Below are 15,008 nucleotides of genomic sequence, written 5' to 3'. Positions count from 1 at the left end.
GGCTAACTTCCACAGCAGGTGTCACGACCGGCGCAGAAAGGCGGCAGATGAACGCGAAGGCGGAATCCTGGCTGAGCCCCCGGGAGCGGCTGGCCCGAGGACTGGCCTACTCGGTGGTGGGGCCGGTGTACGTCACCCGAGGCGTGGTGGGACTGGGCGTCGACGCCGCGCAGGCCTCCGCCCGCGGGCTGCGCCGCCGCTACCGGGAGGGCCGGCTCGCCCACGACGTGGCGGCCGCCCAGGAAACGATCGGCCACGAACTGGCCGCCGCCCAGGAAGTCGTCACCAATCTGCCGCAGGCGCTGCGCGACGCGCGCGCGGCGCGACGCCGGCGCAGCAAGAGGCCCTTGCTGATCGCGGGGGCCGCCGCGGCGGTACTGGCTGGCGGGGCGGTGACATTCAGCGTCGTGCGGCGTTCGACGCGCCAGCGGCCTCAAGAACCGTCCCCGCGCCCGCCCAGCGTCGACATACAACCGCGTCCTTGACGACCGGCCTGACACCGCGACCAGCCGCAGACCCTTCCGGCTGCACTAGGGCGCGTCCGCGGCCACCGGCCGGCAAGCCGGACCAGCTCACCGCCGCGACGGGGGCGATAGTATGCCCGCATGCCGTTGGCGAGCGGCACCACTTTTGCCGGATACACCATCGTGCGCCAAATCGGTTTTGGCGGAATGGGCGCGGTCTACCTCGCTCAACACCCCCGGCTGCCTCATCGCGCCGCCTTGAAGATCCTTCCCCGGGCGATGACAGCGGACCCCGAATTCCGGGACAGGTTTCACCGGGAAGCCGCCCTCGCCGCCACCCTGTCGCACCCGAACATCGTCCGAGTGCACGATCGCGGCGAGTACGAGGGCCGACTGTGGATCGCGATGGACTATGTCGAGGGCACCGACGCCGGGCGGCTGATAAGGGACCACTACCCGGCCGGGATGCCGGTTGGTGAAGTCTGCGCGATCGTCACCGCGGTGGCCGCCGGCCTCGATTACGCCCATCGTCGGGGTCTGCTGCATCGCGGCGTCAGACCGGCCAACATCCTGCTCACTGCGCCGCATGCCGGCGAACGCCGGATCCTGTTGGCGGACTTCGGGGTCCCCCGGCAGCTCGGCGACGTCAGCGGCCTGACCGCCACCAACATGACCGTTGGAACGGTCGCCTACGCCGCGCCCGAACAGTTGACGGGCGCGGACATCGACGGGCGCGCCGACCAGTACGCATTGGCGGCCAACGCGTTTCACCTGTTGACGGGTGGACCCCCGTATCAGCATTCCCCGGTGGCCGTCATCAGCCAGCACCTCAATGCAGCACCACCCAAGCTGAGCGATAGGCGCCCGGAATTGGCGTCCTTCGATCCCGTCCTGTCGAAGGCTTTGGCCAAGGATCCCGCCGACCGGTTCAAGCGGTGCCGCAAGTTCGCCAACGCGCTCGGTGCGCGGGCCAGCGTCGCCGTCGGCGGACCGGCCTACGGGTCCGCCCCTCGATCGCCCACCAAGCCACCGCCGGCCGCGCCGAAGGACACGCGCGGGCGCCCGGCAATCCTCATCGGCGCAGCCATAGCGGTGGCGACATCCGTCGCCACCGGCGTCATTGGATACATGATCGAGACGAACCACACCGCCTCCAAGCCAACCTCCGCCGCGCCGGCCGCCGCTGCCGTGCTCGACGGCACCTATCGCCTGGACTACAACCTCGCGAAGACCACGGTCAACGGCGCGCCCAACGCTCCACCCGAGGCCAACAACCGAGAAAACACCGCTTGGTGGGCGTTTCGTTCGTCGTGTACACCCGCCAGGTGCATCGCCACCGGGACCAAGCTCGACGCCAACGATCACCGAGTGCCGAGCACACCAGCCGATACAGACATTGTCCGGTTCACCGGCAATCGTTGGCAGGACCGCACACCCCGGCACAGCCAACGGCCATACCAGCGTTGCCTCGGAACTGACGGAAAAAGCGTCGTCGCAGGCACAGACACCGAAGTGATCGCCTGGACGTGGGAGCCCCGACCCGACGGCACACTGCGCGGCGTATCGACCGACACCGTGCTCACCAACCAATGCGGCAATCGGGGGGATGTCTTCCAGACCCCTTTTGTGGCCACGCGGACGGGCGACGTGCCGCCCGGTGTCACAGTGGCCGACCCAGCGACGGTTTCCGTCCCGCCGAACAGCGGCCCGGCTCCGGCCGTTCCCGGTCCGGTGCTCGAGGGCACCTATCGCGTGGACTATGACTATGCCCACCAGACGGTCAACGGCGCCCCGATAACCGGCACCATCACCGATACCGCGTACTTCTGGGCCTTTCGGTCCTCGTGCACATCAGCGGGATGCGTTGCGACGGGCGCCATGCTGGACCAGTACCACCGGGAGGCCGTGGGTGACGCGGCGGAAGTTCTCCATTTCGGCGACGGTCACTGGCGGAACGCGCCGTATATCAAGTCGACGTTCTGCCCCGGAGAAAGCCTGACCGCCACCGGCGCTGAAACAAGTAGCTGGTCGTTGAAGCCCCAGCCTGACGGCACGCTGCGCGGCTTCTTGACCGAGAACACCTTCACCAACGAGTGCGGCGTTCAAGGCGCGGTGTACCGGACACCCATGGTGATGACACGGATAGGCGATGTGTCGCCCACCGTCATCCTGGCCGATCCAACGTTGTTCTAGGCTCGATTGCTTGACCGCCTGGGCCGACCCGACGTGCTTGTGGAGCCTAGGGGAATCGAACCCCTGACACCCGCCTTGCAAAGGCGGTGCTCTACCAACTGAGCTAAGGCCCCTGACCGTTGCCGGGTTCGGGAGTATCGGCGACCGCCATGTGCCAGACCTCGACCTCACGTCGCGACCGCATCACCGCCGCGACCGCGGCAAGCAGTACCAGCGGCAATGCCAGTCTCACGTAGCGTCTCAACGGACCCATGGTTGTGGGCCTAGGAGGACTCGAACCTCCGACCTCTTCGTTATCAGCGAAGCGCTCTAACCGCCTGAGCTATAGGCCCGCACTCGCGTACGGCCGAGCGACGAGATTACCGCAATCGCCGCCCTACCCCCAAAACGCTGGCATCCACGCTAGTCGCGGTCCGCCAGGGTCACCTCGATGCCCCCGATCAGATCCGTGGTCAGGTTGTAGACGAACGCCGCGATCGTCGCCATCGCCGTCAGCAGGACGATGTTGACCAGGCCGATCAGGATGGCGCCGCCGAAGATGGTGCCGCTGGACACCAGTTCGCCGCTGCTGCCGCTGGTGTTGTTGAGCAGATCGCCGACGTTGCTGTTCAGCTTGGCCCACACACCCATGCCGCCGAGCACGAGGTACAGGAACGCCACCGCGATCATCCAGACGAAGAACAGCGCCACCGACAGCAGCAGCGACACCTTCAGCGTGCTCCACGGATCGATCCGGCGGATCTGCATGCTCGCCCGGACCGGCCCCCGCGGCCGCCGCGACATCTGCACGCGGTCCTCGCGCGGCCCCCGGCCCTCCGGACGACCCGATCCGGGCCCTTTTGACGCCTCCGCGCCGCGCTCGGGCGGTGTCGCCTTGCGCTGCGGGGGACGCGGCACCGGGCCCGACAGGTCGGGCAGCTCGCTGGCGTATGCCTCGGCCGGCGAGCCCTCGCCGCGCGCCGACACGGCGTCGATCTCCTGCGTGGGGTTCCTGATGGGCCCGGCGGCGCCGGCCCCGGGAATACCGGAAACGAACCGGTTCGGCCGGGCGTCGGCACCGCCCGGCGCGCCCGACCCCCGCGGCTCGCCGTGTGCTTCGCTCTGACGGTGCGGCGACTGGGCGGCCCTGGACGCGCCGCGCTGCCAGGGCGGTGCGTCGGTGGCGTCCTGGCCCCGGCCACCCGCGGCGGGCGTCGCGTGGTGCGCGCCGCCCCGCTCGGCCGAACCATCCCCATTAAGGCCGTCACCCTTGTTGGGGGCGCCCGGCTCGCTCGGTGAGGTCACCCCGACTCCTAACGTTCCCTACCCGGTCCGACCTGGGCCTACCCAGGCGCCGGCAGTCGCATCGCGTCCGGGCCCCACAGCGGCCCGCATCGTCACCGGCCTGAGCTTAATTGCCCGACTCCTCCGCGGGCCCCACAGCGGCCCGCATCGTCACCGGCCTGAGTCTAGTTGCCAGCGACTTTCCCGAGGCAACGCCCGCCCGGATCGTTACCCGCTACTCGCTCGCGCCGTCGGCCTCGCCGGCGGTCCCGGCTTCCTCGACGGCCTCCTCGGCGTTCTCTTCGGCGTTGCGCGCAATGGCCAGTAACGTGTCGCCCTCACCGAGGTTCATCAACCGGACGCCCTTGGTCTGCCTGCCCGCCTTACGGACCTGGCGCGCGCCGGTGCGGATCACGCCGCCGCCGGAGGTGATCGCGTAAAGCTCGCTTTCCTCGTCGACGATCAGCGCGCCCACCAGCCGGCCGCGCCGGCGGTCGTACATGACGGTCAGGACGCCCTTGCCGCCGCGGCCCTGAACCGGGTATTCCTCGATCCCGGTCCGCTTCGCGTAGCCGCCGGACGTCGCGACCAGCAAATAGGTGCCTTCGCGAACCACGTTGAGCGATAACAGGTAATCGTCGGCGTTGAAACGCATGCCCTGCACCCCGGAGGTGGCGCGTCCCATCGGGCGCAGCGCCTCGTCGGTCGCCGAGAACCTAATCGACTGTCCGTTAGCCGACACCAGTAGCAAGTCGTCGGCGGCGGAACACAGCACCGCACCGACCAACTCGTCCCCGTCGCGCAGGTTGATGGCCACGATGCCGCCCGAGCGGTTGGAGTCGAAGTCGGTCAGCTTGGTCTTCTTGACCAGACCGTTGCGGGTGGCCAGCACCAGGTACGGCGCGTCCTCGTACCCGCGGATCTGGATCACCTGGGCGATGCGCTCCTCGGGCTGGAAGGCCAGCAGATTGGCGACGTGCTGGCCGCGCGCGGTGCGTGAGGCCTCCGGCAGCTCGTAGGCCTTCGCCCGGTACACGCGCCCCTGCGTGGTGAAAAACAGGATCCAGTCGTGCGTCGAGCACACGAAGAAGTGCCTGACGATGTCGTCCTGCTTGAGCCCGGCACCCTGCACGCCCTTGCCGCCGCGCTTCTGGCTGCGGTACAGGTCGGTCTTGGTGCGCTTGGCATACCCGGTTTCGGTGATGGTGACGACGACGTCCTCGCGGGCGATCAGGTCCTCGTCGCTGACGTCGCCGTCGGCGGCGATGATCCGGGTGCGCCGGTCGTCGCCGTGCTTGTCGGTGATCTCGGCGAGCTCGTCGTGGACAATGGCGCGCTGGCGCTCCGGCTTGGCCAGGATGTCTTCGAGGTCGGCGATCTCCGCCTCAATCTTGGCCAGGTCGTCGATGATGCGCTGGCGTTCCAGGGCCGCCAGGCGCCGCAGCTGCATGTCCAGGATGGCCTGGGCCTGGATGTCGTCGATGTCGAGCAGCTCGATCAGCCCGGCCCGGGCGATATCGACGGTTTCCGACGCCCGGATCAGCGCGATCACCTCGTCCAGCGCGTCGAGCGCCTTGACCAGGCCGCGCAGGATGTGGGCGCGTTCGTTGGCCTTGCGCAGCCGGTAGGTGGTGCGCCGGACGATCACGTCGAGCTGGTGGGCGACGTAGTGGCGGATCAGCTGGTCGAGGCGCAGCGTGCGCGGCACGCCGTCGACGATCGACAGCATGTTGGCGCCGAAGCTGGTCTGCAGCTGGGTGTGCTTGTAGAGGTTGTTGAGCACCACCTTGGCCACCGCGTCGCGCTTGAGCTCGATGACGATGCGTAGCCCCACCCGGTCGCTGCTCTGGTCTTCGATGTTGCCGATTCCGGCGAGCCTGCCGTCGCGGACCTGCTCGGCGATCGAGGTGATGAAGTTGTCGTGGTTGACCTGATACGGCAACTCGGTGATCACCAGCGACGAGCGGCCGCGCGAATCCTCTTCCACCTCCACCACGCCGCGCATGCGGATGGATCCGCGCCCGGTCTTGTAGGCATCGGCGATGCCCTGCGACCCGACGATCAGCCCGTGCGTCGGGAAGTCGGGTCCCTTGACGCGTTCGCAGACCGCGGCCAGGGTGGCTTCTTCATCGGCCTCGTGGTTCTCCAGGCACCAGTAGACCGCCTCGGCCAACTCGCGCAGGTTGTGCGGCGGGATGTTGGTCGCCATGCCAACCGCGATGCCGCCCGACCCGTTGGCCAGCAGGTTGGGAAACCGGCTGGGCAGCACGGTCGGCTCCTGCACCCGCCCGTCGTAGTTGGGGACGAAATCGACTGTCTCCTCGTCGATTTCACGCAGCATCTCCATCGCGAGCGGGGTCAACCGCGCCTCGGTGTTGTGGCTGACGAAACCATTGGTCAGGAATGCGTGGTCGGAGGTGTCGACGCGCAGGCTGTACACCGGTTGCACGCCCGCCTCGGTGATCGAGGCAACCCGCGCGTAGTAGAACCGGCCGTCGGTGAGGTCGGTGGCGATGGCGCGGACGTCGGGGTCTGCGATGTGGGCCAGAATCTCGGCGCCATGCGTTTGCCAGCGTTGGACGCGGTCGACGTTGTGGCGGTTGAGCCAGTCGCGGTCAGCGCACGAGCCGCCGGCGGACTTGCGGATGAACGCGGCCAGTCCGGGTACGTAATCTCCGTCCCGCCCGCGACAAGTCGGCATCTCGGCCAGTACGGCGGTCAACTTGGCTTGCTTAGCGCCCCCGAAACCCACACGGGTTGCGAATAATTCGGCCTGAGCACGATTGGTGATGACGACCTTGTGCTCGCCAAGGGCCTGCCGGTATCGCCTCGAGACGATTCCGAACTCGAGCAGCATCTGCTGAATATCTATGGCCAGCTGCCTACTGCGTGTCGAGTAAAATATTTGAATTGTGTTGCGCGGTAGCGCAGAACACGAGCCATCACCCTCGAACAGCGCTTGCAAGAAGACGCGTTTCACTGCGGCAGGGGACCGCCACAGCCAATGCGGTACCGCCTTGTCGGCCGAACGCTGCCCGATCAACCCACCAAGCCGTGTCTTGCTCAGTTCCGACAGATTCTGCACGTCGAGTTCGTGCAGCATCGAACCGGCGGCGATCACCCGCGCGGATACATACCGCCGGCCTCCGACGACCGCGTCGTACGCGCCGACGACCATGTCGAAGTAGTCGCGGTCGAGATTGTTGAACCCGGCGCGAGATTCGGACACGAAGCCCTCGCTGATGAAAGCACCGAGCAGCAAGGCTTCCAGCACGTCATGGGAGTCACCAGGGCCGAGTTCCACCGGCGGCGTGCGCTGCAACACGACGTGGTCGTCGGGGCGGATCTCCTCGATCAGCTTCCACAGCAAGGTGGGTACGCCGCCGACGTCGACCAGGCACAGTAAGGGATGGTTGGCCGTACCCGTGACCTCGTAGCCGTCAACCGTCCGTACCCTGAAAGCCTGGTGCTCGCCCGAGTGGAACAGCGTGTCCGCCAGAACGGGGTTACCGTGCCGATCCAGAACCTTCAACTCGACCGCGTTGTCCGAATTGGGCGCGGCGCCCGGAACCACGTCCCCAATCCGTACGGACTGCCCGAACGGTAAGCGCACCAACGCATCTTCGGTGACGCAATACCTCATCGCGGCCGGCGGGTCGTTGCCCGGCGAGCCGAAGTTGCCCTGCCCGTCGACCAGCGGATACCGCAGCGACCACGGCTGGGCCATGCGCACCAGGGTGTCGTAGATCGAGGCGTCGCCGTGCGGGTGGTAATTGCCCATCGTCTCGGCCACCGACCGCGCCGACTTGGCGTGGCTGCGGTCCGGGCGGAAACCGGAGTCGTACATCGCATACAGCACGCGCCGGTGCACCGGCTTGAGGCCGTCGCGCACCTCGGGCAGCGCGCGGCCCACGATCACGCTCATGGCGTAGTCGATGTAGCTGCGCTGCATCTCCTGCTGGATGTCGACGGGTTCGATCCGCTCGGCGGGCTGGTCACCCGGCGGCAGGGTGGTGTCAGTCATCTATTCCTCTTTGGCATTGGCGCGTCTGAGCGGTCAGACATCCAGGAAGCGAACGTCTTTGGCGTTACGGGTGATGAAGCTGCGGCGGGCGTCGACGTCCTCGCCCATCAGAATGGAGAACAGCTCGTCGGCAGCGGCGGCGTCATCGAGAGTGACCTGGCGCAGCACCCGCACCGACGGGTCCATCGTGGTCTCCCACAACTCTTTGGCGTCCATCTCACCCAGACCCTTGTAGCGCTGAATGCCGTCGTCCTTGTTGATCTTCTTGCCGGCCTTCTGCCCCGCCTCGAGCAGGCCGTCGCGCTCGCGATCGGAGTAGGCGAACTCGGGTTCGGTGCGCTGCCATTTCAATTTGTAGAGGGGCGGTTGCGCCAGGAACACGTGCCCGTTTTCGATCAGCGGCCGCATGAACCGGAACAGTAGCGTCAACAGCAGCGTGGAGATGTGCTGGCCGTCGACATCGGCGTCGGCCATCAACACGATCTTGTGGTAACGCAGCTTGCTGATGTCGAACTCGTCGTGGATCCCGGTGCCCAGCGCGGTGATGATCGACTGGACTTCGGTGTTCTTCAGCACGCGGTCGATGCGCGCCTTCTCGACGTTGATGATCTTGCCGCGCAAGGGAAGTATGGCCTGGAACATCGAATCGCGGCCGCTCTTGGCCGAGCCGCCGGCTGAATCACCCTCCACCACGTACAGTTCGGACTTCCGCGGATCGGTGGACCGGCAGTCGGCGAGCTTGCCGGGCAGGCCGCCAAGGTCGGTGGCACTCTTGCGGCGCACCAACTCTCGCGCCTTGCGAGCCGCGATGCGCGCCTGTGCCGAGGATACCGCTTTGTTGACAATGACTTTGGCATCGGAAGGGTTGGCTTCGAACCAGTGGGTAAGCTGCTCGTTGCAGACCTTCTGGACGAACGACTTGACCTCGGTGTTGCCCAGCTTGGTTTTGGTCTGACCCTCGAACGGGGTTCGGCAACCTTGACCGAGATGACGGCCGCCAGGCCCTCCCGGATGTCGTCGCCGGTGAGGTTGGGGTCTTTGTCCTTGAGCAGCTTGCGGTCTTTGGCGTACTTGTTGACCACCGACGTCAACGCGGCGCGGAAGCCCTCTTCGTGGGTACCGCCCTCGTGGGTGTTGATCGTGTTGGCGAAGGTGTGAACCGACTCGGAGTAGCCGGCATTCCACTGCATCGCGATCTCGACCTCGTGGCCCTCGCCCTTGCCGGAGAAGTCGACGATGCTGCTGTGGATCGCGCTCTTGGTGCGGTTGATGTGCTTGACGAAGTCCACCAGGCCGCCCGGGTAATGGAACGTGCGGTGCTTCACCTTGTGCGGCGACGTTGATTCGGCCGCCTTGTCCTGCGCGGACTTGGGCGCCTCGGCGGTGTCGCTGACGACTTCGTCGACGACTTCCTCGTTGCTGACCCGCTCGTCGGTCAGGTTGATCGTCAGGCCCTTGTTCAGGAACGCCATCTCCTGAAGCCGGCGCGCGACCGTTTCGAAGTCGTATTCGGTGGTCTCGAAGATGTCGGGGTCGGCCCAGAACCGGATCACCGTTCCCGTCTTCTTGGTCGCCTCTCCCTGTTTGAGGGTGCCCGGGACGGCGCGGTCGTAGAACTGGAACCATTCGTGCCCGTCACGCCGGATGTTGACCTCCAGTCGGGTGGACAGCGCGTTGACCACCGACACACCGACGCCGTGGAGCCCACCACTGACGGTGTAGCCACTGTTCTCGCCGCCGAATTTCCCACCGGCGTGCAATTGGGTCATCACCACGTCCACGGTGGGGGCGCCGGTGGCGTGCATCGCCACCGGAATGCCGCGGCCATCGTCGGCGACCTCCACACTGCCGTCGTCGAGCAGGCGGACGTCGACCTTGGTGGCGTAGCCGGCCATCGCCTCGTCCACCGAGTTGTCCACCACCTCCCAGATGAGGTGGTGCAGACCGCGTTCACCGGTGGAGCCGATGTACATGCCGGGGCGCTTGCGGACGGCCTCCAGACCTTCCAGCACGGTGATGGCTGAAGCGCCGTATTCGTCTTGTGCCTTCTTCTTCTGGGCAGCCACGGTCGGAATGCTCTCCTCGGGGTTTCATGCGAGCGGTTCAGTCACCGCAGCGGTCGCATCCCGTCAAGTCTACCGTGAGGGGCCGTCAGGACCGATTTTCTAGGCGCGTTTCTGCCCACCTGACCGCGCCGTGTGCTCAATTTCTTCATTTGGGTCGCGTCCTGACGTGCATCACCCGGGTCCGTTTCGTCCTGGCGGATTTGAGGCGGCCGCCGCCGACGCTCCGCCGCGACCTATCCGTAGGTGTCGCGGGGTCCCCGGCCCGCGATGTGGCGCGGGCCCTTGCGCCACGACGGGGCGACCGGCCCGGTGATCTTGAGGGACGTCACCACGCCATTACCGACCGCTGCCGCGATCTTGGCCAGCAGTTGCGCCTGGATCATGCGCAGCTGGGTCGCCCAGGCGGTGGATTCGGCCGCCACGCTCAGCACCCCCTCGCTGAGGGAGACGGGTGTGGCGTGGTCGGCGATCTGCTGGCCCACCATCGACGACCAGTGGCCCAGGACGGTGCCTTCCGCCACCTGGGCCGACCAACCACGCTTTTTCGCCAGGTCGCGCGCCAACCGGCCCAGCGGTTGAGGATCCCGGCCGTCGGGGCCCGGCCCCGACCAGCTTCGCCGCCGGCCGGCGACCCGGCGCGAGCTCGGTGGGATCGCCCGGCCGCGTCCGGCATCCTTGCCCTGGGCGCGCGCGGCCGCGCGCGCCTCCTCGAGCGTGCGGCGCACCAGGTCGATACCGGTCAACCCGTCGTCGTCACCGGTCACGGCCGTACCACCGACACGGGCCCGGACTCTTCGTCACGCAACTCGATGTGCACCCGTTTAGCATTCCAGTCCGCCGGGATGTCTTCCAGCACCGCCGCGGTCACCAGAACCTGTTCGGCCGATTCGGCGACCCCGGCCAGGGCGCGGCGCCGGGTGGTGTCCAGTTCGGCGAAGACATCGTCGAGCAACAACACCGGCTCTCCGCCGTCGGCCCGCAACAACTCGTATGCGGCCAACCGCAGCGCCACCGCAAACGACCACGACTCGCCGTGGCTGGCAAAGCCTTTCGCGGGCTGCTCGCCGAGCCGCAACTCGAGATCGTCTCGGTGCGGCCCGACCAGGCACATCCCGCGCTCCAGTTCCGCATCACGTCGCGCCGACAACGCCGACAACAGCGCCCCCTCGAGGTCCTCGCGTTCGACCCCGCCCGCCCAGTCCCCGCCCAGGCTCGGGCGGTAGACGATCGAAGCCGGGCGTGACCCGGGCGCCAGTAGCTGGTAGGCCTTTTCGACCTCGGGCGCCAGCTGCTCGATGAGATCGATACGGGTGGACATTAATTCGGCACCGTGCTCGGCCAACCGGACATCCCACACGTCGAGGGTTTCCACTGCGCTCTGGTCCCGCCGATGCCTTCCTGCGCCAAGGGATTTCAACAACGCCGTACGTTGGCGCAGCACCCTGTCGTAGTCGGCACGCACCGCGGCGATCCTGGGCCGGCGCACGGTCGCCAGATCATCGAGGTAACGCCGCCGGTCGGCCGGGTCGCCGCGTACCAGCGCCAGATCCTCCGGGGCGAACAGCACCGCCCGCAACACCCCGACCACCTCGCGCGTGCCGCGAATCGGCGAGCGGTTCAGTCGCGCCTTGTTGGCGCGCCCCGCCGCGATCTCCAGATCGACGGCACATTCCCGGCCTTCGTTGACGACGATCGTCGAGATCACGGCCCGGTCGGCACCCGCCCGGATCAACGGCGCGGCGGTGCTCACCCGGTGCGAACCCAACGTGGTCGAATACCACAGCGCCTCAATGAGGTTCGTCTTCCCGAAGCCATTCGGACCGACGAACACCGTGCGGCCCGGTCCCAGTTCGAGGTCGGCCTGCGCCCAGGACCGGAAATCACGCAGTCCCAAATGGCGGACGTACACCTAACCGGGCAACCGAACCGGCATGAGCAGGTAGACGTAATCGGTCGGCGGGGCGACGAACGGGCCGGGGCCGGTCTGGTGGCTGTCGTCGGCGGACGCCGGCCGCAGCAGCGCCGGTTTGCCCGGCGTCGTGAAGCCGAACGACACCCGCTCGGAATCGACCGAACGGAGCCCGTCGGTCAGATACGTCGGGTTGAACGCGATCGTCAACGGCTCGCCGGCGAAATCCACCTGCAGGTCCTCCTCGGCGCGCCCGACATCGTCGGCGCCCGCCGACAGCCGCAGCATGCCGTCGGCGAATTCCATTCGGACCTGCGCCCCACGGTCCGCCACCAGCGCAACCAGCTTGATCGCCTCGGTCAGTTCGGCCACGTTCATGGTGGCCACCGCGGTGTGCTCAGCCGGCAACAGCTGGCGGAACTTGGGGAATTCGGCATCCAGCAGCCGGGTGGTGCTGCGTTTGCCGTTCCCGCTGATACCGAGCAGGCCTTCCTTGCCGACCCCGGCACCGGCGCCCAGCGAGAGCCGCACCTCGGATCCGTTGGTGCCGGTCTTCGCCACCTCGGCCAGCGTCTTGGCCGGTACCAACACCGCCGCCTCGACGTCGGGGGACAACGCCGACCAGGTCAATTCCCGCACCGCCAGCCGGAACCTGTCGGTGGCCGCCAGAACTACCTTGTCGCCCGAGATTTCGACGCGGATGCCGGTCAGCATCGGCAAAGTGTCATCCCGACCCGCGGCGATGGCGACCTGTCCGATCGCCTCGGCGAACAAATCCGCCGGCAAGGTGCCGGTGTCCTCCGGCAGGTCGGGCAGCGTCGGGTAATCCTCGACCGCCATCGTCGGCAGCGAGAACCGGGCGTTCCCGCAGGTCAATGCCACACGATTGCCGTCGACGTAGAAATCGATGGGCTTGTCGGGCAACGCCCGCGTGATGTCAGACAACAACCGTCCCGACACCAAAACACTTCCCGGAGAAGCGATTTCGGCTGCGATTTGCGCTTCCGCGGAAACCTCGTAGTCGAACCCGGAAATGGTCAGGCCGTCGTCGGAGCCAGACAACAAGATCCCGGAAAGGACCGGCACCGCCGGCCTGGACGGCAGATTCTTCGCCACCCACGACACCGCATCGGCGAAAGACTCCCGCACCAACCGAAACTTCAGGTCGGTGACGCCCGCAGTTGTCGTCGCCACGTCCATAAAGCGTCCCTTCACCTGCCAAGTATCCAAATCCCCGGGCCAGCCCTCCCGCTAGCGTGGGTTCCCGCGACGGACGTCGATGGCACAGAGCGAGCCACGACGACCGCAACGGCAGCCGAAGAACAACCGTAGATCGTCCGGGGCCATCTTGAAAGCTAATCGCAGGGCCCGACAAGGCGTCGGGTCCTCCGCGGTGCGGGGCTGTGTGATTCGAGCGTCCCCAGGGCCGGTTTTCAAAGAAGGAAGACCGAAGATATCTCAGTACCAGTATTAAGGGCTGTGCATGCTGGGGACAAAAGGGGTTAGGCGCAGCTTGGGGACTCATCGGGCTGTGGACGACACGCTCGGCGGCTGTGCGTTGCCTGGTGAGCGGGTGGGGAAGAGCGCCGGGTGTGCACTGGAGTGTGATCAGCGATCGCTTGTTCGGCAGTGTTGTGCACATGCCTGCGCACAACACACCGGTGTGACTGCTGTGACAGGGGAGTGAGAAGTTTTTTTGAAGAAAAGAGGCGCGGTCAGCGCTTGGACCGCTGCCGAATCCGCGTGGTGAGCTCCTTGACATGATCGAACACCTCACGCCGCTCGGCCATCTCGGACAGGATCTTGCGTTGGGCGTACATCACGGTGGTGTGGTCGCGCCCGAATGCCTGGCCGATCTTGGGCAGGGAGAGGTCGGTGAGCTCGCGGCACAGGTACATCGCGATCTGGCGGGACTGAGCCAGCGCGCGGGTCTTGCCCGGGCCGCGTAACTCCTCGACGGTGGTGTCGAAGTATTCGGCCGTGGCGGCCATGATCGTCGCCGCGCTGATCTGCATGGTGCTTGCGTCGGCGATCAGATCGCGTAGCACGATCTCGGCCAGCGCCTTGTCGATAGGGGCCTTGTTCAGGGAGGCGAACGCGGTCACCCGGATCAGGGCGCCCTCGAGTTCGCGGATGTTGCGTTCGATGCTGCTGGCGATCAACTCGAGGACGTCGTCGGGCACCGCAAGCCGTTCCATCTGCGCCTTCTTGCGCAGGATGGCGATACGGGTCTCGAGTTCGGGCGGCTGGACGTCGGTGATCAGACCCCACTCGAAGCGGGTCCGCAACCGATCTTCGAGGGTCGCGAGCTGTTTGGGCGGCCGGTCGGAGGAGATGACGATCTGCTTGTTCGCGTTGTGCAACGTGTTGAAGGTATGGAAGAACTCCTCCTGGATACCTTCCTTGCCCTCGATGAACTGGATGTCGTCGACCAGCAGCACGTCGACGTCGCGGTAGCTGCGCTTGAAGGCGACCTTGCGGTCGTCGCGCAGCGAGTTGATGAAGTCGTTGGTGAATTCCTCGGTGGAGACGTACTTCACGCGCATCCCGGGGAACAGCCGCTGCGCGTAGTTACCGGCGGCGTGCAGCAGGTGGGTCTTGCCCAGGCCGGACTCGCCCCAGATGAACAAGGGGTTGTAGGCGCGTGCCGGTGCCTCGGCGATCGCCAGGGCGGCCGCGTGGGCGAACCGGTTGGAGGCGCCGATGACGAACGTGTCGAAGGTGTAGCGGCGGTTGAGGCTGGTTCCGCCGGCGACCGCTGGGTCGGAGTTGCGCGGGCGCTTGGAGAAGTAGCTGGGCCAGCTGTGCTCGGTGCCGATGGGCACGTCGCCGTTCTCGTCGGCCTCGTCGATCTCGGCGACGTCCAGTTCGGCGTCGTAGGTCAGGTTTTCCGCCGGTGCGACGGCGCCGTCGTCGGGACTGTCGGGGGGCGGAGCGATGCGCACCCCGAGTTGGATCTGTTGTCCGAGTCGGCGGCTCAACGCGTCGGTGATGGGCGCGCGCAGATGACGTTCGATCTCGTTTTGCACGAAGCTGCTCGGCACCGACAACAGAGCAAAGCCCTCGACGATGGTGAGTGGCTGCACGAG

General features: G+C 66.7%; 9 protein-coding genes, 2 tRNA genes and 1 pseudogene. 2 read left to right on the top strand and 10 right to left on the bottom strand.

The features are described from left to right. Nucleotides 1-47: 47 nt before the first annotated feature. Nucleotides 48-485, top strand: coding sequence for a cell wall synthesis protein CwsA (gene cwsA / locus AB8998_RS00060; protein WP_369736238.1), 438 nt, complete (start codon nucleotides 48-50; stop codon nucleotides 483-485). A gap of 120 nt (nucleotides 486-605) precedes the next feature. Beyond that, on the top strand, nucleotides 606-2,657 hold the full coding sequence (locus AB8998_RS00055; RefSeq protein WP_369736237.1) for a serine/threonine-protein kinase: 2,052 nt from the start codon (nucleotides 606-608) through the stop codon (nucleotides 2,655-2,657). A 40-nt stretch (nucleotides 2,658-2,697) separates the two neighbouring features. Here the strand turns inward: AB8998_RS00055 and AB8998_RS00050 are convergent. The 10 genes and pseudogenes from AB8998_RS00050 to dnaA all read right to left on the bottom strand — a co-directional run. After that, nucleotides 2,698-2,770, bottom strand: a tRNA-Ala gene (locus AB8998_RS00050). Then, nucleotides 2,761-2,901, bottom strand: coding sequence for a hypothetical protein (locus tag AB8998_RS00045; protein WP_369736236.1), 141 nt, complete (start codon nucleotides 2,899-2,901; stop codon nucleotides 2,761-2,763). The genes AB8998_RS00050 and AB8998_RS00045 overlap by 10 nt, the downstream gene beginning before the upstream one ends. A 14-nt stretch (nucleotides 2,902-2,915) precedes the next feature. Next, nucleotides 2,916-2,989, bottom strand: a tRNA-Ile gene (locus AB8998_RS00040). A gap of 70 nt (nucleotides 2,990-3,059) precedes the next feature. Beyond that, nucleotides 3,060-3,941: a DUF3566 domain-containing protein gene (locus AB8998_RS00035; protein ID WP_369736234.1), complete on the bottom strand. Its 882-nt coding sequence runs from the start codon at nucleotides 3,939-3,941 to the stop codon at nucleotides 3,060-3,062. Nucleotides 3,942-4,155: 214 nt separating this feature from the next. Further along, complete coding sequence (gyrA, locus tag AB8998_RS00030; protein ID WP_369736233.1) at nucleotides 4,156-7,944, bottom strand: intein-containing DNA gyrase subunit A; 3,789 nt, start codon at nucleotides 7,942-7,944, stop codon at nucleotides 4,156-4,158. A 33-nt stretch (nucleotides 7,945-7,977) separates the two neighbouring features. Then, nucleotides 7,978-10,010 (bottom strand): annotated as a pseudogene (gene gyrB / locus AB8998_RS00025) (DNA topoisomerase (ATP-hydrolyzing) subunit B). A 233-nt stretch (nucleotides 10,011-10,243) separates the two neighbouring features. Continuing rightward, nucleotides 10,244-10,774: a DUF721 family protein gene (locus AB8998_RS00020; protein WP_369736232.1), complete on the bottom strand. Its 531-nt coding sequence runs from the start codon at nucleotides 10,772-10,774 to the stop codon at nucleotides 10,244-10,246. Further along, nucleotides 10,771-11,919 (bottom strand): DNA replication/repair protein RecF, encoded by a 1,149-nt coding sequence (gene recF, locus AB8998_RS00015; RefSeq protein ID WP_369736231.1) that lies wholly within the window; start codon nucleotides 11,917-11,919, stop codon nucleotides 10,771-10,773. Before recF ends, AB8998_RS00020 begins: the two co-directional genes overlap by 4 nt. Next, the gene (gene dnaN / locus AB8998_RS00010; protein WP_369741358.1) at nucleotides 11,920-13,119 is read right to left on the bottom strand and encodes a DNA polymerase III subunit beta; all 1,200 of its coding nucleotides are present in this window, start codon (nucleotides 13,117-13,119) and stop codon (nucleotides 11,920-11,922) included. Nucleotides 13,120-13,634: 515 nt separating this feature from the next. Continuing rightward, nucleotides 13,635-15,008, bottom strand: a 1,374-nt coding sequence (gene dnaA / locus AB8998_RS00005) for a chromosomal replication initiator protein DnaA (protein ID WP_369736229.1), incomplete at its 5' end; no start/stop codon positions are given.

The sequence above is a fragment of the Mycobacterium sp. HUMS_12744610 genome (assembly GCF_041206865.1).
Lineage (GTDB): Bacteria > Actinomycetota > Actinomycetes > Mycobacteriales > Mycobacteriaceae > Mycobacterium > Mycobacterium servetii.
The sequence above is the reverse complement of the archived record's forward strand: the minus strand, read 5'-3'. Positions and strand labels throughout refer to the sequence as shown.